The organism is Peribacillus saganii (assembly GCF_003429095.1).
Lineage (GTDB): Bacteria > Bacillota > Bacilli > Bacillales > DSM-1321 > Peribacillus > Peribacillus saganii.
Window position 1 is genome coordinate 39,755 of record NZ_QVTE01000025.1, and the last position, 23,494, is coordinate 63,248.

The window sequence follows — 23,494 nt, forward strand, 5'->3', positions numbered from 1 at the left end:
AGCCTCTCCTATCACACTATTTCAGCAAACCTGCCTGCTTTAATATTTCAGAAAGCTGCTGTTTTTTATCTTCACTTAGTAGCCTGGCTGGTGGTAGCACAGCTGCAGAAATATCCACCCCCGTTAACCGTATTGCTTCTTTTACAACGTTTACAAACGGTGAATCCAGTTTATACAACAGCGGTAAATATGATAACCGGCGGTGAAGTTCCATAGCCGTATCAAAATCCTTTTCCTGGAAGGCTTTATAGATCCCTACCGTTAATTCGGGTGCGAAGTTGCCGCTTGCGGAAATGGCCCCATCGCCGCCCAATGCAAGGGTGTTAAGCAAATGATCATCAAACCCTGCAAGCACTGAAAAATGAGGGTATTTCCCTTTAACCTTTAAGATCATTTCCCTGATATGTCCCGCTGTATCTACAGTTTCTTTAATACCTACGATATTCGGGTGTTTTTCTACAAGCTGCAGTACGATTTCCGGGCTAAGGTCCTGTCCAGTTAAATTCGGAAAATTATAAAGCAGAATCGGCAGTTCAGTATTCTCTGCAATTTCCCCATAATGTTCAAGCAGGTTGGCTTCTGTAATATTCCAATAATAAGGATTTATAATCACTACAGCATCTGCGCCCGTTTCGTTAGCATGATGGTTTAAGGCAATGATTTCTCTTGTGTTGGTTCCGCCTGTACCGATTAAAACAGGAACTCTTTTGTTTACATATCCAACTGCAAATTCGGCGACTTCTTTTCGTTCGTTAACAGACATTTGGCTGAATTCGCCGCCCGTACCCAAGAAAAATAATCCGTCAACACCTGATTCAATTAAAGAATCAATAAGTTTTCCCATCCCATTACGGTCTAATTGCAAGGAATCATCAAATATTGTAGAGACAGGAGGTATAATGCCAGAAAATATTGCTCTCACAGCCCTTCCTCCTATTCTTTTTCCTTTAGATTTACTTTAGCTTTCACATCACGATTAACCAGATATGATGGATAATAACCTGACAGCACATCTGCAACGTTTTGAGCTGATTTACTCTGCAGCTCTACCTCAGATTGTTCAGAATACCATGCGATATGAGGGGTGATGATCACATTGTCCATAGAAAGCAGCGCACTATCAGCTGATAGTGGTTCCTCTTCAACGACATCAAGTCCTGCTCCTGCAATTTTCCCAGCCTGAAGTGCACGGATCAGTGCCTGCTCATCGATTACTGGACCTCGGGCTGTATTAATAATAAAGGCTTCTTTCTTCATTGAATTGAACTGCTCGTCACTGATCATGCCACGGGTACTCTCCATTAAAGGTGCATGAACGGAAACGAAATCTGACTGGCTGCATACTTCATTCAATTCTAATAGCTCTACATTGAGCTCTTTCGCTGCTTCGGCAGGCATAAATGGATCAAACGCAACTACCCTCAATCCAAAGGCTTGTGCCTTTTTTGCTAAGGCCTGTGGAATTCTTCCCAGACCAACCAATCCTAATGTCCGACCGCGCAAACGAAATACAGGTTTGCCTAAATTGAAGTCCCATACTCCGCCCTTCACTTCATTATTTAATTTGACTACTTTACGTGCCAGCGCCAAAAGCAGCGCAAACGCATGGTCTGATACTTCATCAATTGAATAGTCCGTTACATTTCCAACGATAATCCCCTTTTCTGTTGCCGCTTCTAAATCAACTGTGTTCACTCCGACACCATAACGGGCAATCACTTTGCAATTTTGGAGATTTTCAATTACCTTGCGTGAAATGGGAGCATATTGATTAAGAATACCGTCTGCATCCTTGCATGCTTCGATGACTTCTTCTTCCGTTCTGCACTGTGCCGGTACAAACTCTACATCCAGATGTGATAAAGCGTCTTTCTCAGGCTGAAGGGATTTATATTCATAATCTGTAACTACAACTTTAAACTTTTTCATAATTGCACTCCTTTGTGTCCTTTTCTAAGAGAAACCTTCATTATCCTAATAAATATATAAGCGGAGTAATCGTCGCTACGCTTACTAATGTTGTTATAAGAGTTATACTCGAAACCAGCTCAGGCTCCGAATTGAATTGCAGCGCATACATGGCAGTTGTGGCTGCTGATGGCATCGCTGAAGAAACAATTAGCACCTTCTCAAGCAAAGCATCCATCGGAATCAAGTATATGATGCCGACAGCGAGAATAGGTGAAATGAACCATTCTCACCGTTACACCGAAGGCAATTTTATCCCATTTAAAATGTTTTAATTCAATTTCGGCCAGCTGCATTCCCAGAACCAGCATGACCACAGGGATGCATGCATCTGCTACGAGATCAATCGCAGAGACAATGTTTTCGGACAGCTCGATATGTAAACCCTGGCATAAAAGGGCAGCTATTACTGCATATGTAGGAGGCATTTCAAGCACAGACTTGACTGCAGCTTTGATCCCCGCTTGGCCTCGAGCAGCGTAGTATACCCCAAAAAAATTCATGATGATTGCCTGAAGCACCAGCATGGATACAGCATAATTAAATCCTGCAGTTCCATAAGCAAACAAAATAATCGGTGCTCCGTAATTTCCTGAATTCATAAAAGCTGTAGAAAGGATAAGCCCGCTTTCTATTGAACGAGGGGTTTTCCTTACATAGGAATAAATTTTGTTAATCATTATCAGCAGGAACAATAGAATAAAGGAAAAAGCAACCATGTTCATGTATTGAAGATTTAATTCCGTTTCATAAAAAGTGCGGAAAACAAGCCCGGGAGTCAGCACATATAAAGCAAAGGTTGAAATAATACGGATATCGAGCTTTTTCCATTTTTGCAGCCCGTACCCTGCTAGAAAAATCAGCAGTACGGGCAGCACAACCTCAATAAAGATTTTCATTTTTCATTACCATTCTGCTACAGAGCCGTCCGCATGTCTCCAAACGGGATTCTTCCAGTTGTGGCCTGCTTCCGCCATTTTCCGAACATATTCTTCATTCACGTCAATGCCCAGACCAGGATTCTTCGGCATCTTTACAAAGCCATTTTGATATTCAAAAACAGAACGATCGGTAATATAATCCAGAAGGTCATTCCCTTTATTGTAGTGAATACCGAGGCTTTGCTCCTGAATAAACGCATTATGTGAAACAGCGTCAACCTGAAGGCAAGCTGCCAGTGCAATCGGACCCAATGGACAATGCGGTGCCATTGCAATATCATATGCTTCAGCCATTGCCGCGATTTTTCTAACCTCAGTGATTCCACCTGCATGTGAAAGGTCAGGCTGGATAATATCAACATATCCGTCCGCAAGAATCTTTTTGTATTCCCAACGTGAGAACATCCGCTCACCGGTAGCAATAGGAATATTTGTAGCATGGGCAATATCTCTTAGCGCTTCATTGTTTTCAGCTAAAACAGGTTCTTCTATGAACATTGGCCTGAATTGCTCTAGCTCTTTTGCGAGGATTTTTGCCATAGGTTTATGAACCCGTCCATGAAAGTCGATGCCAATTCCAAAATCCTTTCCGCCAATCTCCCGAACCGCAGCGATCCTGGCTACTGCCTCATCAATTTTTTCATAGGAATCAATGTATTGTAATTCTTCGGTTGCATTCATTTTTACTGCTGTAAATCCGGTTTCCTTCGCTGCTTTTGCGGCTTCCGCCACATCATTTGGGCGGTCACCGCCAATCCAGCTGTATACGCGGATAGATTCCCTGACCGGTCCACCGAGCAAATCATAAACCGGTGCGTTATGGTATTTTCCTTTAATGTCCCATAAAGCCTGGTCTATTCCTGCGATTGCACTCATTGTAATCGCCCCGCCCCGATAAAAACCGGCCCGATAAAGAACTTGCCAATGGTCTTCAATCTTTAGCGGATCCTTTCCAATGATATATTCACTTAACTCTTCCACTGCTGCTTTAACAGATGCAGCTCGTCCTTCAACAACCGGTTCTCCCCATCCGGTTATTCCCTCATCTGTCTCAATCTTTAGAAAGAGCCATCTCGGAGGAACAATGAAAGTTTCAATGTTTGTTATTTTCATATTACTTCGACTCCTCGCGAGTCTTCTTAATAATTGATACAAAATTACGGGCGATATCGGTTAACACTTCATAACGTTCCTCTGCAATCGCTTCTTTATTTAGCAGCGTTCCGCCTGCACCGACTGCGACTGCCCCATTTTTAATAAACTCACTGACATTATCGAGAGAAACACCTCCAGTTGGCATTAGCGGAATGTGTCCAAGAGGTCCTCTTAATTCTCTTAAGTAGTTAGGCCCTAATGAGCTAGCAGGGAAAACTTTAAGAATATCTGCACCTGCCTGATATGCTCTTACTACTTCAGTAGGAGTCATTACTCCAGGTATCGAAATTTTGCCATAGCGGATGGTTGTTTCAATTGTCTTTTCATCCACGATAGGAGAGAAAATGAAGTCTGAACCTGCTTCAATTGCTGTCTTTGCTGTTTCTGCATCAAGGACCGTGCCCGCACCAACAAGCACTTGCTGGCCGAATTCCTGCTTTATTTTTTCAATCATCCGGAAAACTCCGGGTGTGTCTACCGTAATTTCAAGCGCTCCAACACCGCCCTTTACAAGAGCCTCCGCGATAGAGCTAATCTGCTCCATCTTGGGACGGCGGATTACTGCCACTAGTCCAGAATCTGTTAATCTGCCAATGTTTTTCAACTTTTCCATAATAAACACTCCTTATCTTAGAACATCCTGGGCATCATGAGCGCCCTTTATCAATTGCTCGACTTCTTCATTAGTTGGAAGACCTTCGACATCTCCATTTACACCTACTACAATGGCGCCTACCGCATTTCCTCGCCTTACAGCTTGAGAGACATGCTCATTACGCAGCAATCCGCTTATAACGCCAGCTGCAAAACCATCACCCGCACCAACAGGATCAGCAATTTGGGCTACCTTGAACCCATCCACATACCCCTGTTCAGTACTCGTATGATAATAGGCACCTTTTTCACCAAGCTTGATAACGATCGTCTTTTCCTGGCCAAAGCTCAGATACTCAGCAATCTCTTCCGGTGTCTTTCTTCCGGTCATTAGTTCCCCTTCATCCAGCCCTGGAAGTATGATATCTGCTTCTTTTGCGATTTCAGACATGACTTCTCTTGCCTCTTCATGGCTCCACAGCTTTACACGCATATTTGGATCAAAGACAATTTTTACGTCATGTTTTTTTGCGATTTCAATTGCTTTAAAGACAGCATCACGGCTAGCCTGACTCAATGCAGGCGTTATTCCTGTTACATGCAGAAACTTTGCACCAGCTATATATTCCTCGTCTAAATCATCCGGAGAAAGCAAACTGGCGGCAGAATCTTTCCGGTAATAAAAGACTCGTATATTAGTAGACGATCTTTTCTCCTTAAAGAATAGCCCAGTAGGTGCTTCATCAGTGTAAAGACACCGAGAAGTTTCAACACCTTCACCACGGACGAATTTATGTATGTATCTTCCAAATGGATCATCCCCGAGTTTACTGAACCAGCCTGCCTGATGGCCAAGACGCTGCAGGCCAATGGCAACGTTTGATTCCGCTCCGCCAATTTGTTTTAAAAATTTATGGTTATATTCGAGCGGAACCATTTGTTCAGGTGTAAACAAAACCATTGTTTCACCAAATGTTACTACATCTAACTGTTTCACATTGTTTTCCCCCAAGCTAAAGTCGACGTTGACAGTTTTAAAAGAGAAAACCTATTCATCCGAATAGGTTTGGAATTACTAGTGAAATCCAAGGAACAAAAAGCATAATAAGCAGACCAAAGGTAAGAATCAATACAAACGGGAAAATCGCTTTCGCTACACGTTCAATGGACAGCCCTGATATACCTGATGCTACGAAAAGGTTAACACCAAGAGGAGGTGTCATCATCCCGATCTCAGCTCCTACTACTAGCAAAATTCCAAAATGCACTGGGTTTACGCCTAATTGCTCCAGCACAGGCAAGAATAATGGTGCTAGAATGATAATGATAGACAAAGTCTCCATAAAAGTTCCTACAAATAGAACCAATGCAGTGATCAATAGAAGAACAACATATTTATTATCGGAAACTCCTAAAATCAAGTCTGCCAGCTGATTCGGGACCTGGTACATTGTTACAAGCTTACCGAATCCAGTAGCTGTACCAAGGATAATCATTACAGAACCAGTAATCATTGCAGAAGAGATTAGAATCTTAGGGATATCTTTCCATTTCAATTCTTTATAAACAAATATACCGATGATTAATCCATACATAACCGCAATTACTGCAGATTCAGTGGGTGTAAACACACCGCTGTAAATACCGCCAAGAATGATTACAGGAGCCATTAATGCCCAGAACGCATCCTTTGAAGCCTTAGCAAATCTGGCAAAGCTGAACTTTTGTCCAGTTCCAACGTATCCTCTTTTTTTCGAAATGAAGTAGATTAAGATAATCATTAAAAGTGCTAAGAAGATCCCTGGAACAAATCCAGCCAAGAACATATCACCAATTGAAACTCCAGTAACAACACCATAAATAATCATTGGAATGGATGGAGGGATAACAATCCCCAATCCGCCGCCAGAACCTGCTACTGCTGCTGCAAAGTCTTTGCTATAGCCTCTGGCGATCATAGCTGGAATCATAATCGATCCAATCGCCGCTACTGTTGCCGGGCTGGATCCTGAGATTGCAGCAAAGATTGCACTCGCGAGAATCGTAACAATACCAAATCCGCCTGTAATATTACCCATTGCTTCTTGGGCTACATTGATAATTCTCTTTGATAACCCGCCGGTTTCCATTAAAGCTCCAGCTAAAATAAAGAACGGGACAGCCATAAGCGGAAAGGAATCAACTGCCGTAAACGACTGCTGGGCAATAAAGGATGCCGGCACCCCTCCTACCAATAAAGCTGATACAGTAGCGATACCGATGGAAAATGCGATCGGCACGCCGATAAGTAAACAAAGTATTAATACTATCCCTAATACTAATGGTGCTGACATAATTTCACCCCTCTATTGCCCGCTGTAATTTTTCTTCATCTGTCATTTCGTCATCTCCACGGAAGCGTCCAATAATGCCTTGCAGCACTCGGAATGCAATTAGACCGAAGCCTACAGGTATAACTGAATATACAAACCCCATTGGCAGCTGTACAGCTGGGGATAATTGTCCATGTTCAAAAACCATCGTTACCATTTCATAGCCATTAAAGGCTACAAAAACGGCGAAAGCAATCCATAGCAAATCTGAAAGGACTCCAAACCATTTTGATATAGACCTTGGAAGAAGTGTGTCAATCACTTCAACTCGGATATGGCGGCGGTGTTTTGCAGCCATTGCCGCTGATATATACACCAGCCATACAAAGATAAAACGGGAAATCTCTTCTGACCATCCAAGGGAAAGATTAAAAACAAAGCGTGAAAGAACTTGTGCAAACGTTAGAAGTACCATTGTTGCAAACAACACAACAACTATTGACTCTTCAAAATAACGGTCAATTTTCTTTAGTACTGACATCTTGTTTCCTCCTTACAAGGAATCTTTATGTATTTACTACTAGCTGTGTAAAATACGGGGACTGGAAGGATGGCTTCCTGTCCCCGCTGTGTTTCTTATTACTGTGCGTCTTCTACTGCTTTTTTCACTTTTTCAATTGTTTCTTTTCCAATTTTATCTGCGAATTTTTCAACAGCAGGATCTGTAATGGCTTTCATTTCTTCACGTGCTTCAGGTGTAACTTCTGTAACAGTCATTCCTGCTTTTTTCAAGTCTTCAAGGTTTTGTACGTTTGCTTCACGGATTAGTTTACGCTCATATTCCCCAGCTTCCTGAGCTGCTTTTGTCATGATATCTTGCTCTTCTTTTGAAGATTCATCCCAGAATACTTTGCTTAATAACACAACGAATGGGCTGTATACATGGTGTGTTAAAGAAAGATGCTTTTGGACTTCGTTATATTTTTGCAAATAAATCGTTGCAATAGGGTTTTCCTGGCCGTCAATTGTACCTTGCTGCATAGCTGTAAATACTTCAGCAAACGCCATAGGAGTCGGGTTAGCTCCTAAGGCTTTAAATGCTGCGATGTGCAGCTGGTTTTCCATCGTACGGATTTTCAGGTTTTTGAAATCCTTTGCAGTTGCTACTGATACTTTATCGTTTGTTAAATCACGGAATCCATTTTCCCAGTATGCTAAACCTACCATTCCTTGAGCTGGTAACTTATCTAATAGTTCTTTAGCAACATCACTTTCTAATAAAACTTTATCGGCCACTTCTTCGCTTGGGAAAATAAATGGAATATCATATACAGAGAATTCAGGAACAAAGTTTGCAATTGGCGCTGTAGAAGGAATTGTCATCTGCTGAGTTCCAAGCTGAAGCGCTTCCATCATGGCGCGGTCATCACCTAATTGACTGCTGTGATATGTTTCTACTTTAATTGAACCATTTGATTCTTTTTCAACAATTTCCTTGAACTTTAATAGAGCCAAGTATTGAGGATGCTTGTCGTTAAGACCGATACCTGCACGAATTACTCTGGCCTTCCCGGACTTTTTCTCTTCTCCGCCGCTTGCCTTTTCGCTGCTTCCGCAACCCGCGAGAACTGCGGTGAAAAGAGCTACAACCATAAATACTGATAGAAACTTCTTTAACATTTTGCTGCCCCCTATGTGATTAGTTTAATTTCGTGAGAGAATACGCTTACAAAAGAGCAAGATTTTCTCCCAAGTTAAAGCACTTTTGAAAATTATATTTTACTAGTAAATGACTAGAAAAATAGCATATTATCGTTCTTTGGCATTTTTCCTGCCAGTAAAGTCGGCTGGAACCGATGGATCTGCGGCTCTATTACTAAGTCGCTGTGTTCAATCCTCTTTAACAGCAATTCTGCTGCTTTATTTCCCATTTCGAAAGCAGGCTGGGCAAAGACTGACAAAGATGGTTCAAAAACGGTAGCGAAAGGAACATTATCAATTCCTACAACTGCTAATTGGCTGGGAATTTGGATTCCGCTTTCTTTTGCAAACTTCACTACTTCATAAAGTGAAAGATCATTTGATGCGATCAGCGCTGTGGGCGGTACCGGCAATGAGAACATTTCTTTAAGCCCAACATGAAGCTTGTCCACATCCATACTTTTGATGTAACCGGTTTCTAAAGGGAGCCCAAATTTGTTCAACGCCAGTTTAAAGCCGTTAATCCTTTCAATTCTGGGTGTAATCTTTCTTTCAAGTGAGGGAGTCACTATCCCTATGCGAGAGTGGCCGTGTTCTGCCAGGTGTTTAACCGCTAAATATGAAGCGTTTTCATTGTCCAGTAAAAAAACGTCAATATTTACTCCCTCGATGATCCGGTCTACAAAGACTACAGAGTAATTTCTTTGGACCATAGAATGATAGAGATTCAGGTTGCCGCCTGTGGGAAAAATAATCATTCCATCCACTTGCTTTGCCAGGAGCATCTGTATGTATTTCTCTTCCGTAACAGGATCGTCATCGGCATTGCAGACAATCACATGAAAATCATTATCCCTGCATGTGTCTTCGATAGCCCGTATGACTTGGGTAGAGAATGAATGAAGGATATTAGCAACAATGACGCCAATTGTCGAAGTGCGCTTTTGTTTCAAGCTTCTGGCCACAATGTTCGGCTGGTATCCCAGCTTTTCAATGGCTTGCTCAATCCGGAGTTTGGTCTCCTCACCCATGTAGTCAAACCTTTTATTTAAATACTGTGACACCGTGCTTTTAGAGACACCTGCACTCTTGGCAACATCCACCATTGTTACTCTTTTCATTATTGTCTCCGCCTCTTTTTCTACTAAACCGATTTACTAAACCGGTTTATGAAGTTAGTATAATTTATCATGAAACCCTTTTCAATAGTTTTTTTATTTTATTTTTTCGAAATTCTTCTTATTTCGACATTTATTAAGAATATTACAACAAAAATGGATAGCCTCGATTGGCTATCCTATAGGTTTGCTCTATTTTAGTTTACGAGATACTGTTATCCCGTCTTCTTTGAAACTCGGCAATTATTTTAAATTCTTCTTCTAGGTTTTTATATACTCTCTCATACACTCCGAACAGTTCACGGTAAATAGCCGCATTTTCAGAAATAGCGTTTTGGACTGCAGAAACATGTACCATTTCTTTTACTTTTTCTAATGAGTCAATGTGTCCTAAAGCATATAAAGTTAAAACAGCGGCACCGAGTCCTGAACTCTCATGACTTTCAGGGACTACTACACTTTCGTCAAAAACATCGGCAACAATTTGTCTCCATATGTCGGATCTGGCGAAACCTCCTGATACCCGTATTACTTTACTGCTCCCTGCCAGGCTGTTTAATACCTTACCGACACTATAGACAGCATATGCTACCCCTTCCATTACAGAGCGAACAAAGTGCTCCTTTTGATGAGCAAGACTGATTCCAAAAAATACTCCACGCGCGTCAGCATTCCAATGGGGAGCCCTTTCCCCTGTTAAATAAGGCAGAAACAGTAATCCTTGTGCACCTGCCGGAATATCGCTGGCCGAGTCAATTAAAGCTTCAAATGAATCTTTTTCAGTTGGAATCGCATTTTCATATGAGACAAATTGGTCCTTGAACCACCGGAGTGCTATCCCTCCATTATTTACCGGTCCGCCGATTACCCATTTGTCTTCAGATAATGCGTAACAAAATGTCCTGCCTTCAGGATCTGTAAGCGGCTGACTGACGACAGTTCTTATTGCTCCGCTTGTTCCGATGGTGACGGCTAATTCTCCTTCTTCGATTGCACCGACTCCTAGATTAGCAAGAACTCCGTCGCTTGCCCCTGCTACAATTGGTATATCAGCGGGTATGCCCATAAAATCTGCAGCATCTCGATCCATTCCTTGATAAACAGCAGTTGTTGGTACAGGCTGCGATAATTTTTCTTTATCGATGCCGAGGAGTGTAAGCACATCTTGGTCCCATTCTAATTCATTCAAATTAAATAACCCAGTCGTAGAAGCAATTGAATAGTCCACAAAGTATGTATGAAACCATTTCCATGTTATATATTCTTTGATGGAGATCCATTTTGCAGCCTTTGCAAATATATCCGGACGTTCACCCTTCATCCACAATAACTTGCTTAGAGGAGACATTGGGTGAATCGGAGTCCCAGTTCGCATATAAATTTGATGTCCGTTAAGGTCTTCTTTCAATTTCCTCACATAATCGATGCTGCGATTATCGGCCCAAATAATACTATTAGTAAGCAGCTCTCCTTCTTGGTCAACTGCAATTAAACTATGCATAGCTGAACTTATGCCAATACCAATTAACTGCGTACCATGGATATCTGCTTTAATAATCGCACTTCGAATTGAATTTAATACAGCCAGGTAGATCACAGACGGATCCTGCTCAGCCCAATCAGGTTTCGGGTGGATAATTGGATATTCAATTGAATGGGAAGAAACAAAGCGGCCGCTCTCTGTAAAAATTGTAGCCTTCGTGCTAGTAGTGCCAATATCCAAGCCGGCTATGTATTTGCTGGTACTATCCAATTGACTTTCCTCCTAATATGTATCAATAACATTCCAATTGATTATAACAGAAGCTAATGTGTTTAAAAGATGGCAGCGAAAAAAATAAACGAATGATTGCTATATCAATAGTTCCTCAGGCTGCCGCCAATTATCTTCATGATTGATTACCATACTATCCAATTAGCAGTTTTGTAAATAAAGGTGGAGCAGAAAAATGGTCCCCACCTCAGGGACCATTCCCAATTAATTTTTCATCTAATCCGTTGAATAAACTTTTTTCCAACGAATTTGCGTTAGTTTTTGTGACCTTTTGTCTCATGCTGGCATGGTCAGCAGGACGGACAGATGGCAATGAATCCATTGTCGCAAAAAACGGAATTTAGAAGGTTTGAACTCTTTTATTGGTGTGTGAACCGCATGCCCTTTCTTTCCAGGCTGGGATGGTTATATGCCGCTTCTTTTTTAATTACCTGCAGCTACGGCTTCTTTTTTCTAAATGGAAGAAGGACTGACTCCGCCCAATCTATGAACATTTCTGAAACTTTTTCTTCACTCTCAGCTGTAAAAATTACAACACCAAAATCCTCGTCTCTTTCTGCTGAGAAATCAAAAAGCCCTGCGTCCAAAAAATCCTCATAGTAGACAGTCCAAGTCCCATCCTTGTTTTTGAATGCTATCCCCTCAATGCATTCGCCGTTCTCATAATAACCTGGGTGAAAATGCCTTCCAGCAAGATGAACATCGATAATATTCCGATATTCGTTTAATGAGATTTGTACTTTTATTAACTTTTGGTTATTGGTAAGAGGAAGTTCCTTTTGAGATGGCTGTGGTATCTCTTTTTTATCATCCAGCATATATCCTATATGTATTGCGAGAACTTCCTTAGCATGTTCTATCGTTTCTTTCTTACTTCCTGCATAAGAAATTTCTAATCCGTCCGATTCATCAGCAGCAAAGTCAGGAAATGTAACAATATAAAAACCATCCTCATCTTTTTCGATTATAGCTGGATAGATATATAAATCTTGATCCGAAATCACGATGCAGCCTCCTACCTTTAACTTGAGATAAAATATTTTACCACACCACAACTTGGACTAATTCTCACAGGTTTTTACTGCTACAATTACTGTTATTCGTTTTTTTTAAATCTGAGGGTAATTTATATATTCTGACGAGGTTTACAGTTTAATAAATCCATCCAAAATTGGGCTGTACTAATCTATAATGAACTCCAATTAAACTTTTTTCACTGATTGCGATCTGAGGGGGTAAAGTATATTCTTCCGAGGTTTACTTATAAATATTCCGAAGAATTCAGCTATCTAAAAAACCTATCAGATTGACTGATAGGCTCTTGGATCAGCAGTTCTTCTATCTACTGATGGTCAGCCAGGAAATCATTTCGTGCTTACTGCTTTACAAACCTTCTGTCATTTCATCGTTTGCATTAGCCGTCCTCATATTCCGAAGAAATGTTTATTTGGATTTTATCCAATTGTGGTTGACTGCCTATAACTCCTTCGATGATAAGGGTAAAAAAAGTTTTATTCCGCGTTTATTGAATGGCAAGAATCGCATATCAGCGGCTAAATGGCTGATATATCCCGCCATGCAGGCAGCAAACACCCCCTCAATTCCTAGAGCTTCCTGAAATTGAGAAGAAATGACGCCAAAAAAAATGACTCCTAATATGGAATGTGTATAGCTTCTATGAGGAACAAATGAAGCGATTATTATAAAACCTGCTAAAAGTATTAACCAGCTTTCATCCAGCGATATTCCGCCGGCCAATACACCTATTCCAGTGACAGTTAACATACGTCTTTGAGTAATATACATGGATATCGCGATAATGCCTATGCCGACTCCGATTCCTAACCATTTTTCGGTCTCAGCACCAAGAAAAAAGCTATAAATCATCATTAGAAAGCCAATAACCTGAGCAATCGAGCGAATGATCTTATGAGAGAATGTTATCTTATTGCTTAATTTGCCATCAATATCTATGTCTGGCATAAGGCCTGCAACTGCCCCTATCGCTATTAATAATCCTGTCGCAGCAGGTTCTGTTTGTACAATATTAGCGACAATGTATCCTGCCCCTGCCCCTATTGCTAAATGTGCTGTTCCTTTCAACTTCCTATCCCTACTTCCATTATTAAAATATAGATTTTGTAAAAATAATTCCTCTTCATGAAAAAAAGCATCCCTGATAGTGATTTATTCATTTTGATCTCAAATTTAACAATATAATATATTTCGATATTTTCGTCAATTTTTCAATAAAAAAATGAAATAGATAGCAAATGAACTACAAACTTAATAAACCTCTTCCAAAAAGGAAATAATGAAAATATCATTAAGATTTGGAGGATATAAAAAGATGAGCGCCAATGAGACTTTATCCATTTTCGCCTTGGGCGGCATTAATGAAATCGGTAAAAACATGTATGTGCTCCAATATGCGGACGATATCTTTATCATCGACTGCGGCGGCAAATTTCCAGATGAAAGTTTGTTAGGTATAGATTTAATTATTCCTGATATTAGATACCTCGCAGAGAATAGAGAAAAAATCCGGGCATTAATTGTGACTCACGGTCACGAAGACCATATAGGCGGTGTTCCCTATCTTTTAAGAGAGCTAAATGTGCCAATTTATGCGACCAATTTTACGCTTGGTTTAATTGAATTAAAGTTAGATGAGCACCGGCTAAGAGCGGAAACTAAACTCCATCCGATTGACTCTGATACCGAGCTTGAATTTGGAGAGGTCAAGCTTTCCTTTTTCAAAGTCAGCCATAGCATACCCGATTGCCTAGGGATTGTTTTTGAGACGCCTGAAGGAAAAGTTGTCCATACAGGTGACTTTAAATTTGATTTAACACCGGCAAATGACCAGGCTGCCGATATTCACAAAATGGCTCAAATCGGCAGCGATAGTGTATTAATGCTGATTTCGGAAAGTACTAATGCTGAACGGACTGGGCTTACCCCGTCGGAGCAAATGGTTGGCGGCCACATGGAAGAGGCTTTCATGAAAGCCGAAGGAAAAATTTTTGTTTCTACCTTTGCATCGAACGTGAACAGGGTACAGCAAGTGGTGCAAGCTGCCATTAAGACAAATCGAAGGCTTTTATTACTTGGACGGAGTATGGTTAATGTTGTGAATGTTGCGATCGAACGGGGTTACTTACATGTGCCAGAAGGTATGCTGATTGATCCTCGCACAGCTGATAGGCTAGCACCTGAAAAAGTCGCCATTTTATGTACCGGAAGCCAGGGAGAACCAATGGCAGCCCTTGCCCGCCTTGCCAGCGGAAACTACCGGGATATTTCAATCTACCCAGGTGACACAGTCATTCTCGCAGCCTCACCTATTCCGGGCAATGAACGGGATGTTTCACGAATTATTGATAACCTGTTCCTGCTCGGAGCCAAAGTGATTTATGGTTCCGGCAGCACTACTGGAATGCATGTTTCCGGACATGGCTATCAGGAAGACTTAAAGCTTATGCTTACATTAATGAAACCAAAGTATTTTATCCCGATTCACGGAGAATACAGAATGCTGCACCATCACCGTTTGCTGGCAGAGTCCGTCGGCGTTGAAAAAGGACGCACATTTATCATTAAAAATGGTGATGTAGTTGATATTGAAAAAGGGATTGCCCGCCAGACCAGAACGGTTCCCTCAGGGGTTACATATGTTGATGGCATGGGCGTCGGCGATGTCGGTGATGTGGTGCTGCGTGACAGAAAACAGCTTTCAGAGGACGGCATGCTAGTAGTCGTCGTCACGATCAGCAAATCAGAACGAAAGATTATTTCAGGGCCAGATACTATCTCAAGAGGATTCGTCTATGCAAGGGATTCCGAAGATCTCTTTACGGAGGTTAATCGTCTCGTCAAAAAAAGAGTCGATGAACTGCAGGAAGCAAATATAAGCCAGTGGAATGTTATGAAACAAAACATTAGGAAAACAGTGGGACAATATTTATTTTCACAAACGAAAAAAAGGCCAATGATTCTGCCTGTAATTATTGAGATTTAACTGGGTAAACACGCTGGCTAGTCCGGATTGCCATATTCAATGAATGATTTTGGAATCTAACGTTAAAGATGAGGCTGCCCTGGCAGCCTCATCTACTTATAAGGGGTATATACTGGTTAGACTTTTATCCTCCGGGAATTTCCGGATGTTTTCGAAGTAAAAACTGGCAGTTTTTCCTCTTTTTTTATCCGTAAACTAAGCAAGATTATAGTCTGCCCCGTACAGCTAAGGAATTTCACTGATATTTAGTATAAATATGCAGATTTAAGGTCAAATACCCCTACCCTGTATAAGTACATCAAATAAATATCGGCAACTTTTCGAGTTTATCATCGACTTCGAAGATTTATCAGCAACTTTCGAATTATATCGGTGAGTTCAGAGATATATCGGCAACTTTTGCAATATGCCGATTTTTCGACCAAAATTGGCAACCCAACTGCCTCACTATTAACTCCATAAACATTCCGGAAAGTTACAAGGACCAATACATGCTGATTCTATCGCATATGTTGGTCCTTGTTTATATGTATTCTTTTAAATGCTACTACATTAATCTAACGCTCTTGCTGCTGCACATCCGTTGGCTCAATGTTCTCCGCTTCCTCTTTTGAGACTGTCTCGTACCCATAGCCAGTTGAACTAATGACTAAGACATCTTCTTTTGATGTAAGATCGTTTTTCTTTTCTTTATTCAATATCGACACTCCATTCGGCTTTTTCCTAGTGTTACTCGCTTTTCCTTTTTTATGTGCGGCAATTATTCAGATCGCAAGCAATAGAACAGTATAAAGAATAACCCCGCAGGCAAAGGCAATAAAATTGCTTTCTCTTTCTTCAGGAAGCTCCTCTTTTAGGACATTTAACACGATCCCTCCAGCTAGAAAGGCAAATAGCATACTAATTACTTTTTCGTTTATTTCGAAGGCTACACTGGTACCCCAGCCAACCATGATAGAAAAAGCGAGGAGCCAGCGGCCATATTTGTCATAAGACTGTTTGTGAAGCTGCCGTAGACTATGATCATTCGACATAAAGTGGAAAGAAAGCGCCAGAAAATAAAGAAACATGGTTGTTGTATCTTTGCTGTTCTCCCCTCTCAACAGGAGATAGGCAATGATGAAATTATATACTGAAAATGACAGGATATGGATCCAGAAAATTTCCGTTTTCTCCTTATTTCCTGACTTTTCAAGCCTTCGCTTTGAAGTCTTTACCATTTTTTCCAACCCATAAAACACTGTAAGTCCAATCATTGCACTAAGATAAACATTGTTTTCCGCTAAACCAAAAGCCTCTGAGGGAAAACCTGTGTGATCTAATTTTTCCTGGTGAGAATTTAATTCCGGCAGCAAATGCATAAAAACATAAGCTACAGAAATTCCGCCTGCAACTGAAAGCAGCTTGCTTCTCGGATTGATATGTAAAAACTTCATATATTTTGAAAACACATGAATCAAAGTAAATCCTAAAGCAAAAAGTAAACTTTTCACTATTAACAATCTCATATCCCCTTTCTTTACCTTACTATTCCCGTTCAATTTTTCGAAAAACGATCGAAAAAAAGTTTTTTCTTTGTGAACGGAAAGATCGAGAATCAAAAAAGACACCCCCAGTTTAACTTCGATGTAAGTTATACGGATGGCGTCCTATGAATTGATGGTGAGTTTCATTGCTAAAGGAAAACTTATATAATTTTTTATATGCGGTAAATAGAATTCATCCCTCGAATAATCCTTCTTTATCTCGAAAAGTAATATCAGCAATAACTCATTATTCTTTTTGTCTCTCAAAAACTTTAGGTGTGTCCGGAATCCTAATGATTACCGATTGTCATATTCCTTAGCCAAACTAGAATATGGGCACATATTCACCGTGCCCACTATCCAAAAGAGTTAAAAAGTATGTGCCATATCCTGAGCACGGGCAATACCGTTCTCTTTTATTTCCTGTGCTCTGTCAGGCATTGCCGCATGCCCCTCGATGAAGATTCCTTCAAATGAAGGTACTCCAAAGAATTGCATTATGATATTAAGGTAACGGTGGCCCATTTCCATTTCGGCTGCTGGCCCTTCTGAATAAATTCCTCCGCGAGCTTGAATATGCAGTGCTTTTTTATCAGTCAAAAGACCTACAGGCCCCTGCTCTGTGTATTTAAATGTTTTGCCGGCAACCGCAATAGCGTCAATATATGTTTTCATAACTGGGGGGAATGAAAAATTCCATAACGGAGTTACAAACACATATTTATCTGCTGCAATAAATTGCTCACACAGTTCAGACAGTCGGCCAACTTTCGCCTTCTCTTCAGCAGAGAGCTCCTCAAAGCTTTGTCCTGAACGAAGTTTCCCCCAGCCGCTGAATACATCCACATCGATTGCAGGAATATTCTCTTTATAAAGGTCCATATTTACTACTTCGTGGTCCGGATTTTTTTCCCTATACGTGTCAATAAATGCCTTTCCTGCTGCCATACTAAAAGATTGCGTATCATCATGTGGATGCGCAGTAATGTATAATAATTTGGTCATGTAGAATCCATTCCTTTCCATTTTACTAATTGGTAGTCATTTTAGTTTGTGCAACAAATCAAAATTCATTATGTGTTTTACCGAGAAAATCAAAAGTTAAAAAAAAAGGATTTGCCTCATTAAAGACAACCCCTTTTTGTTAAAACACTATTCAATATTTTCCATAACGTAAGGATTTCCACCTATGCTTTTTCTCATTTCATCTGTTAATACAAAAGGTTCTTTTCCTGTTGTTTCACTTGTCGAGGCTTGGTAGTTTTGAGCACTTCCATCATAATGAATCGGTTTACCCTCCATTTGATTCTTCACCTCCATAAATATAATATATACCAAATTAAACTATTTATTAAGGCTTTTTAGGTATATTTTCCTATAATTCCGAATTATTTTTCAGGTATTTTGCCCATAAAAAAAAAACGCCCTAAAGGCGGTTTTCATGCAATTTGTAAAATCCATCAATGGCTTTCATTACTTGAAAACCTCCTGAAGATATATCTGCCACTATCGTGATTTTTCAGCTCCAACTCAGGATAGCTTCGTTTCCATTTCTGTACCTTTCGTTTCTAAGCCAAAATAAATCTTAACTTCATCGTCTCTGTTTATCACTGCAGCCCAGTCGGGATGATAATTTCCTATGGGTGTTTCAATTTTAAACCAGCCAGGGAGCGTGGGATAAACTTTTATATTTTCTTCAGTTTCAAAGCGCTGAGCAAATTCGGCTTTAATGTCTGACTCATAAAGAATATGGTGATACGGCGATTTTTGACTTTGGACTGCATTACCATTCAAATATGCAAACAGCTCTTCATATTGAAACAACTCTGCTGTGTGATAGGAATCATTTCCGATTTTATGGTATTTCACGCCATCTCGGAGCAGAAGCTTCAATTCTCTCATAATAACTTTTGCTGCTGCTTCGATGAATTTTTGCGGGTTATTTTTAAAATCTTCAAGACGGTTGCTTCCTGTTAGTATTTCGACAATTGTTCTGCGGGTTAAGTTCAAACGGTTTTGCAGTTCTGTAATAATATCAGGGAGCGCATGAGAAATGCCGGCAGTATCCTCAACCTTTCCACTGAAGGTTGCACTCTGCACGCCGGCTATCCGGTCAATACCAGAAATTGCTTTTTTACGGCTAATCATACGGGGTGGTGCAATAGCGGGCATTTCTTGAATGCCAGCGATTGAATTGCGGATCAATTCTCTGCTATCAAAACCGATGAAGAATACTGTCCTGTGTTGTATCTTCTCCCAAAGCTCCCGGATTTCTTGACCATTAATCACAGCCTCATTTAATTGCACTCTTTTCTTTTTGCTAGCATCCTTTATCGGAAGACAGCTTGTAAAATGCCTCAATTCCCGGATAATAACCGCCTTCCAAGGGGCAAATTGTGAAGGCATTGAGAGTTCATTATTCTCCAGTGCCTTCTTTAAAACAGCCGTTGCTTTGTCTTTTTTATCAATAAAGCTCTTTGCCTTTAATAATTCATATAATTTCTTAGATAATGCATATCCTAATGCAGTCGGCTCTTCTGTTACCTTATCAAAATAAGCCAATTTTGCAAAAATGTGTTTTTCGATTATACCAAAAGTAATGCCCGTTTGCTCTTCCATTTCCTTTTGCAGGTTAGAGACAAACTCTTCATAAGATTCATTTGCTATTACCGTCAATATGTTTACATTGTGGTCGGAAATGCGTTCACCATTTTGGTTTACCGCCAGACGCAGGCCTCGTCCGATTTCCTGTCTCCGACTGGTATATGTCCCTCCTGAGTCCTTCAGGGTACATATTTGAAACACATTCGGATTGTCCCAGCCCTCACGCAGCGCGGAGTGTGAGAAAATGAACCGGAGCGGCTCCTCCCTGCTTAACAGTCTCTCTTTGTCCTTCATAATCAGACTGTACACATCGTTATCGGAAAGTGTATTCCCCTTTGTATCCTTCATCTTCCCTTTTTTATCCCGGGCAAAATAACCGTCGTGAAGCTTTTCGACTTCGATTTCTGCATCATTACCGAAATTCGGTAACAGCAGGTGGTACTTCGGTTCTTGAATCAGCTTTTTATACTGTTCTTCAAACATCTTCGCATATTTGCCTTCAACAGGATTGCCTTCCTTATCATAATCGCGGTAATGAGTGACTTTATCAATAAAAAACAAACTTAATACTTTAATATCCAGTCCACGCTGAAGGAATCTCAGTTCTTTATCAAGGTGCTCCTCAATCGTTTTCGTGATCTGAAAACATCTGATTTCATCTTCATCAATTTCCCCGATTGCTTGGCCCGGCATAAATTCATAGCCATTTATTTCAACCGATTCATTGCCTTCTGTCCAGTCTATTTGCTGAACAATAAAGTCCCGATACAGGTCTCGCCCGCCGGACAGATCAAAAAGGTCGTCACCCCACTTAACCGTCCTCCTTAAGCGTTTCACTTTTCCGTTCCATTCAACATCAAGTTCTATTTTCGCTTTATTTTCTTTTACCTCAATCAATCTGATATATGGAATATTATACGACTTTTCGGAACGGACTGACATCACTTCAATCTTTTTAACAAGCCTTTCATTATACGCATCGACCGCATCCAGGCGGTAAAGCATTTGGTGCTTTTCTGCATGGGTGGCAGAGTAGCGCAGTGTGCACAATGGGTTCAGTGAGGAGATCGCTTCTTTTGCTTTTGCTGTTGTATCGACGCTCTGCGGTTCATCTATGATGACAATGGGATTCGTCTGCTGGATAAATTCAATCGGACGGAAGCCATTAAGCCGGTCCTGTGCGCGATGGATAACATTCGCTTTATCCTCTTTTTCCGGATCATCGAAGCTCTTGCGGAAAGCGTCAATATTAATGATCATTACTTGAATCGTTGTTGATGCCGCAAAATGGCGGACCTGATCCAGTTTATCGGAATCGTAGATAAAAAACTCCAATGGCGTCCGGTCATATATGTCACTGAAATGCTGTTTTGTTATTTGCAGTGATTTGTGAACCCCTTCCCGAATAGCAACTGACGGAACTACAACTATAAACTTTGAAAAACCATATTGTTTATTTAGTTCATAAATTGTCCGCAAATAAACATAGGTTTTCCCGGTACCCGTTTCCATCTCAACTGAAAAATTCATGCTATCTATTGCTTCGCTTCTAGGCAGTCCGTTTCTGGTCTGGATCTCCTGTACGTTTTCCAACAGCTGAACAGCGGATAATTCTTGGTGATTGCTGATCCCTAAATCTGTCTGGATCATCCCTGCATCTTCCCCATATGTAACCGAGAAACTGGATTGTTTTAGCTTTTGGCCTCTAAAAATGCCGACAACCGAATGTATCGCCTGATGCTGGTATGACAAGTCTGAATTAAATTTCAACTTCATTTATTAAACGCTCCTAACATCTACGATTCCATTCTTTTTCAGCGATTGAATCGCATTGGTCTTTACAGAATCGCTCAAAAAACCGGTTTCTTTAAAGATGACTTTTGTCGGCAGCGTTTCAGACTTATGCTTGATGAGTATATCCACCGTTGGCATGTCAATTTCCTTGTCAAGGCATACTAGAACCGAACCTGCGCTCACCTTAAAAATAGTCCCGGCTTTAGAGTGGATTTGTTCTATCTCAGCAGTCAATGGAATTCCAATCTTAAGCAAAATCTCATATAATAAATCCTCTTTTGAACGGTCACTTTTGATATTATCCTGCAGATCGAACAGGGTTTGTTCAAGATTTCCACGGACGGGATCCCATGTTTTTACATTGGAAGAATCAAGCTTAAACACCTTGAACCCGATATCCAGCTGTGTGGTGACTGTATCCTCAATGATTTTGTTTCCTGCGCGGAGGATCCGTTCTTTGCCGATTTCACAAATGGTTTTATAGCCTGCCTTAAAAGCTTCCGATCTCTCATCTGTCATTTCAGGCAATTGAACAAGGATAAATTTCCTGCTTCCGCCATCTGTGGCATTCAACTTCATCACAGCATGGGCAGTCGTTGCCGAGCCTGAAAAAAAGTCTAGGACGATTGAATCTTCATCCGTAACAAAGTTAATCAGCCTGGCGAGGATCGTGTCTGATTTTGGATTTTGAAAAACTCCGCGTCCCAGCAGGCTTTCAAATGTCTTCGTCGAAGCACGGCCATCCTCATAAATGATTGACCTGAGTATATCCTTCGCGTTCTCAATCCTCTTCTTTGGCTTGATTAAAGTTGTTTCATCTTTTCCAAACATAATGTCCCCGGCAGCTATCAGTTTATCCATCGTCTCTTTTGGGAACCTGAAGCCTTTTTCAGGTACTTTACACGGTTTTTTAGTCACGGGATGAATTACATCGTAAACATAGCCGCTATATTTTGTGTTCGCTATATCACCGTCATGGAACACGCCTTTTTTATCAACGTTATCATAGTGGGTTACCTTTGGGAGCAACTCCTGATTAGCCCTAATCCAGCTCCTTAATTGATTCTGGATTTTTCCGGTATTTTGAGTATACCTAGCTTTTAATTCTTCATATTTTTCCATAATCAGCTGGGCTGCTTCACTTTTTGACGTCCAATTATGCTGAGCCAGCCTGCTTTTGGCAAAGCAAAGCATATACTCATGCTCTATATTAATTTGCGTTGCATTGTTGTCAGTAGCCGTCTGGATAATTAAATTTCCGATAAAATTGTCTTCACCAAAAATTTCATTACACACCTTTATCATGTTCGCAAGCTCATTATCATCAATTGAAATAAAAATGACTCCGTCTTCTGTTAACAGGTTTCGTGCAAGTTTCACCCTCGGATAAATCATATTAAGCCATTCTGTATGATATCTTCCGCTTGTTTCTGGATTCGCTTTGGCAGCTTGTTCTGTAATTTCTTTATAGTTCCTGATGTTATCACGGAAATTATCTTTATAGACAAAATCTTTTCCGGTGTTATACGGAGGGTCGATAAAAATCATCTTCACCTTGCCAAAATATGATTTTTGCAGCAGCTTTAACACCTCGAGATTATCGCCTTCAATATAGACATTCTCCGTCTTATCCCAATTCTTGCTTGAAGCTCTATCAGGCCGCAGCGTTCCTGTCGAAGGCGTTTGAGACAGCTTTAAAGAATGTTTTTTTCCATGCCAGGTAAATTCGTATCTCTCTTTAACCGGTGCCACTTCTTCTCCCAGAATTGCCTTTAACTTCTCAAAATCTATTTTTCCTTCTGATTCAACTTCAGGAAAAAGCTTTTTTAGCGCTTTAATATTCTCTTCCGTAATTTGTAATGATGTTTTATCCAATAACATCCTTAACCTCTCTGGTTTTGCAAGATTTGCCTAATATGATCCCTATGAAAATCTATGAGTATACCAATTAGTAAGCATTATTTTGTATAAACACAAACATAATTT

19 protein-coding genes and 1 pseudogene are annotated in these 23,494 nt (G+C 40.6%); 1 reads left to right on the forward strand and 19 read right to left on the reverse strand.

What is annotated here, in order from left to right:
• Nucleotides 1–16 precede the first annotated feature (16 nt).
• From D0469_RS09490 to D0469_RS09550, 13 genes and pseudogenes are all read right to left on the reverse strand, one after another.
• Nucleotides 17–922, reverse strand: a complete 906-nt coding sequence (locus D0469_RS09490) for a dihydrodipicolinate synthase family protein (RefSeq protein WP_117326508.1) — start codon at nucleotides 920–922, stop codon at nucleotides 17–19.
• 11 nt (nucleotides 923–933) lie between these two features.
• Nucleotides 934–1,929 carry a C-terminal binding protein gene (locus tag D0469_RS09495; RefSeq protein WP_117326509.1) on the reverse strand — a complete coding sequence of 332 codons (996 nt, stop codon included), beginning with the start codon at nucleotides 1,927–1,929 and terminating at the stop codon, nucleotides 934–936.
• Nucleotides 1,930–1,969: 40 nt separating this feature from the next.
• Nucleotides 1,970–2,867: pseudogene (locus D0469_RS09500) on the reverse strand (AEC family transporter).
• 6 nt (nucleotides 2,868–2,873) lie between these two features.
• On the reverse strand, nucleotides 2,874–4,022 hold the full coding sequence (gene dgoD, locus D0469_RS09505) for a galactonate dehydratase (RefSeq protein ID WP_117326510.1): 1,149 nt from the start codon (nucleotides 4,020–4,022) through the stop codon (nucleotides 2,874–2,876).
• 1 nt (nucleotide 4,023) lies between these two features.
• Nucleotides 4,024–4,677 carry a bifunctional 4-hydroxy-2-oxoglutarate aldolase/2-dehydro-3-deoxy-phosphogluconate aldolase gene (locus D0469_RS09510; protein WP_117326511.1) on the reverse strand — a complete coding sequence of 218 codons (654 nt, stop codon included), beginning with the start codon at nucleotides 4,675–4,677 and terminating at the stop codon, nucleotides 4,024–4,026.
• A 12-nt stretch (nucleotides 4,678–4,689) separates the two neighbouring features.
• A complete protein-coding gene (locus D0469_RS09515) occupies nucleotides 4,690–5,655 on the reverse strand; it encodes a sugar kinase (RefSeq protein ID WP_117326512.1) in 966 nt (321 codons plus the stop codon).
• A 55-nt stretch (nucleotides 5,656–5,710) separates the two neighbouring features.
• Nucleotides 5,711–6,991, reverse strand: a complete 1,281-nt coding sequence (locus tag D0469_RS09520) for a TRAP transporter large permease (RefSeq protein ID WP_117326513.1) — start codon at nucleotides 6,989–6,991, stop codon at nucleotides 5,711–5,713.
• Between the two features lie 4 nt (nucleotides 6,992–6,995).
• On the reverse strand, nucleotides 6,996–7,511 hold the full coding sequence (locus tag D0469_RS09525) for a TRAP transporter small permease (RefSeq protein ID WP_117326514.1): 516 nt from the start codon (nucleotides 7,509–7,511) through the stop codon (nucleotides 6,996–6,998).
• A 98-nt stretch (nucleotides 7,512–7,609) separates the two neighbouring features.
• A complete protein-coding gene (locus D0469_RS09530; RefSeq protein ID WP_117326515.1) occupies nucleotides 7,610–8,650 on the reverse strand; it encodes a TRAP transporter substrate-binding protein in 1,041 nt (346 codons plus the stop codon).
• A 113-nt stretch (nucleotides 8,651–8,763) separates the two neighbouring features.
• On the reverse strand, nucleotides 8,764–9,792 hold the full coding sequence (locus D0469_RS09535; RefSeq protein ID WP_117326516.1) for a substrate-binding domain-containing protein: 1,029 nt from the start codon (nucleotides 9,790–9,792) through the stop codon (nucleotides 8,764–8,766).
• Between the two features lie 199 nt (nucleotides 9,793–9,991).
• Nucleotides 9,992–11,542 (reverse strand): gluconokinase, encoded by a 1,551-nt coding sequence (locus D0469_RS09540; protein WP_233523007.1) that lies wholly within the window; start codon nucleotides 11,540–11,542, stop codon nucleotides 9,992–9,994.
• 458 nt (nucleotides 11,543–12,000) lie between these two features.
• The gene (locus D0469_RS09545; RefSeq protein WP_158553408.1) at nucleotides 12,001–12,567 is read right to left on the reverse strand and encodes a type II toxin-antitoxin system HicB family antitoxin; all 567 of its coding nucleotides are present in this window, start codon (nucleotides 12,565–12,567) and stop codon (nucleotides 12,001–12,003) included.
• 472 nt (nucleotides 12,568–13,039) lie between these two features.
• The gene (locus D0469_RS09550) at nucleotides 13,040–13,666 is read right to left on the reverse strand and encodes a metal-dependent hydrolase (protein ID WP_117326518.1); all 627 of its coding nucleotides are present in this window, start codon (nucleotides 13,664–13,666) and stop codon (nucleotides 13,040–13,042) included.
• A 247-nt stretch (nucleotides 13,667–13,913) separates the two neighbouring features.
• Here D0469_RS09550 and D0469_RS09555 point away from each other — a divergent pair, with 247 nt between their 5' ends.
• Nucleotides 13,914–15,584 carry a ribonuclease J gene (locus D0469_RS09555; protein WP_117326519.1) on the forward strand — a complete coding sequence of 557 codons (1,671 nt, stop codon included), beginning with the start codon at nucleotides 13,914–13,916 and terminating at the stop codon, nucleotides 15,582–15,584.
• A 557-nt stretch (nucleotides 15,585–16,141) separates the two neighbouring features.
• On the opposite strand, the gene D0469_RS21075 is transcribed toward D0469_RS09555, so the two are convergent.
• The 6 genes from D0469_RS21075 to D0469_RS09575 all read right to left on the reverse strand — a co-directional run bounded on the left by D0469_RS21075 (nucleotide 16,142) and on the right by D0469_RS09575 (nucleotide 23,389).
• Nucleotides 16,142–16,291 (reverse strand): hypothetical protein, encoded by a 150-nt coding sequence (locus D0469_RS21075; protein WP_158553409.1) that lies wholly within the window; start codon nucleotides 16,289–16,291, stop codon nucleotides 16,142–16,144.
• Between the two features lie 57 nt (nucleotides 16,292–16,348).
• Nucleotides 16,349–17,077, reverse strand: a complete 729-nt coding sequence (locus D0469_RS09560; RefSeq protein ID WP_325048941.1) for a ZIP family transporter — start codon at nucleotides 17,075–17,077, stop codon at nucleotides 16,349–16,351.
• 402 nt (nucleotides 17,078–17,479) lie between these two features.
• Nucleotides 17,480–18,115: an FMN-dependent NADH-azoreductase gene (locus D0469_RS09565; protein ID WP_117326520.1), complete on the reverse strand. Its 636-nt coding sequence runs from the start codon at nucleotides 18,113–18,115 to the stop codon at nucleotides 17,480–17,482.
• A gap of 147 nt (nucleotides 18,116–18,262) precedes the next feature.
• Complete coding sequence (locus tag D0469_RS21340) at nucleotides 18,263–18,412, reverse strand: hypothetical protein (RefSeq protein WP_199478449.1); 150 nt, start codon at nucleotides 18,410–18,412, stop codon at nucleotides 18,263–18,265.
• A 228-nt stretch (nucleotides 18,413–18,640) separates the two neighbouring features.
• Nucleotides 18,641–21,490, reverse strand: a complete 2,850-nt coding sequence (locus tag D0469_RS09570) for a type III restriction-modification system endonuclease (protein WP_117326521.1) — start codon at nucleotides 21,488–21,490, stop codon at nucleotides 18,641–18,643.
• A gap of 3 nt (nucleotides 21,491–21,493) precedes the next feature.
• The gene (locus tag D0469_RS09575) at nucleotides 21,494–23,389 is read right to left on the reverse strand and encodes a site-specific DNA-methyltransferase (RefSeq protein ID WP_117326522.1); all 1,896 of its coding nucleotides are present in this window, start codon (nucleotides 23,387–23,389) and stop codon (nucleotides 21,494–21,496) included.
• Nucleotides 23,390–23,494 lie beyond the last annotated feature (105 nt).

Bases quoted from the DNA above. Each gene is read 5' to 3' on its own strand.
- D0469_RS09535 (WP_117326516.1), bottom strand. From the start codon at position 9,792: ATGAAAAGAGTAACAATGGTGGATGTTGCCAAGAGTGCAGGTGTCTCT.
- D0469_RS09510 (WP_117326511.1), bottom strand. From the start codon at position 4,677: ATGGAAAAGTTGAAAAACATTGGCAGATTAACAGATTCTGGACTAGTG.
- dgoD (WP_117326510.1), bottom strand. From the start codon at position 4,022: ATGAAAATAACAAACATTGAAACTTTCATTGTTCCTCCGAGATGGCTC.
- D0469_RS09575 (WP_117326522.1), bottom strand. From the start codon at position 23,389: ATGTTATTGGATAAAACATCATTACAAATTACGGAAGAGAATATTAAA.
- D0469_RS09565 (WP_117326520.1), bottom strand. From the start codon at position 18,115: ATGACCAAATTATTATACATTACTGCGCATCCACATGATGATACGCAA.
- D0469_RS09530 (WP_117326515.1), bottom strand. From the start codon at position 8,650: ATGTTAAAGAAGTTTCTATCAGTATTTATGGTTGTAGCTCTTTTCACC.
- D0469_RS09525 (WP_117326514.1), bottom strand. From the start codon at position 7,511: ATGTCAGTACTAAAGAAAATTGACCGTTATTTTGAAGAGTCAATAGTT.
- D0469_RS09520 (WP_117326513.1), bottom strand. From the start codon at position 6,991: ATGTCAGCACCATTAGTATTAGGGATAGTATTAATACTTTGTTTACTT.
- D0469_RS09570 (WP_117326521.1), bottom strand. From the start codon at position 21,490: ATGAAGTTGAAATTTAATTCAGACTTGTCATACCAGCATCAGGCGATA.
- D0469_RS21340 (WP_199478449.1), bottom strand. From the start codon at position 18,412: ATGGAGGGTAAACCGATTCATTATGATGGAAGTGCTCAAAACTACCAA.
- D0469_RS09555 (WP_117326519.1), top strand. From the start codon at position 13,914: ATGAGCGCCAATGAGACTTTATCCATTTTCGCCTTGGGCGGCATTAAT.
- D0469_RS09495 (WP_117326509.1), bottom strand. From the start codon at position 1,929: ATGAAAAAGTTTAAAGTTGTAGTTACAGATTATGAATATAAATCCCTT.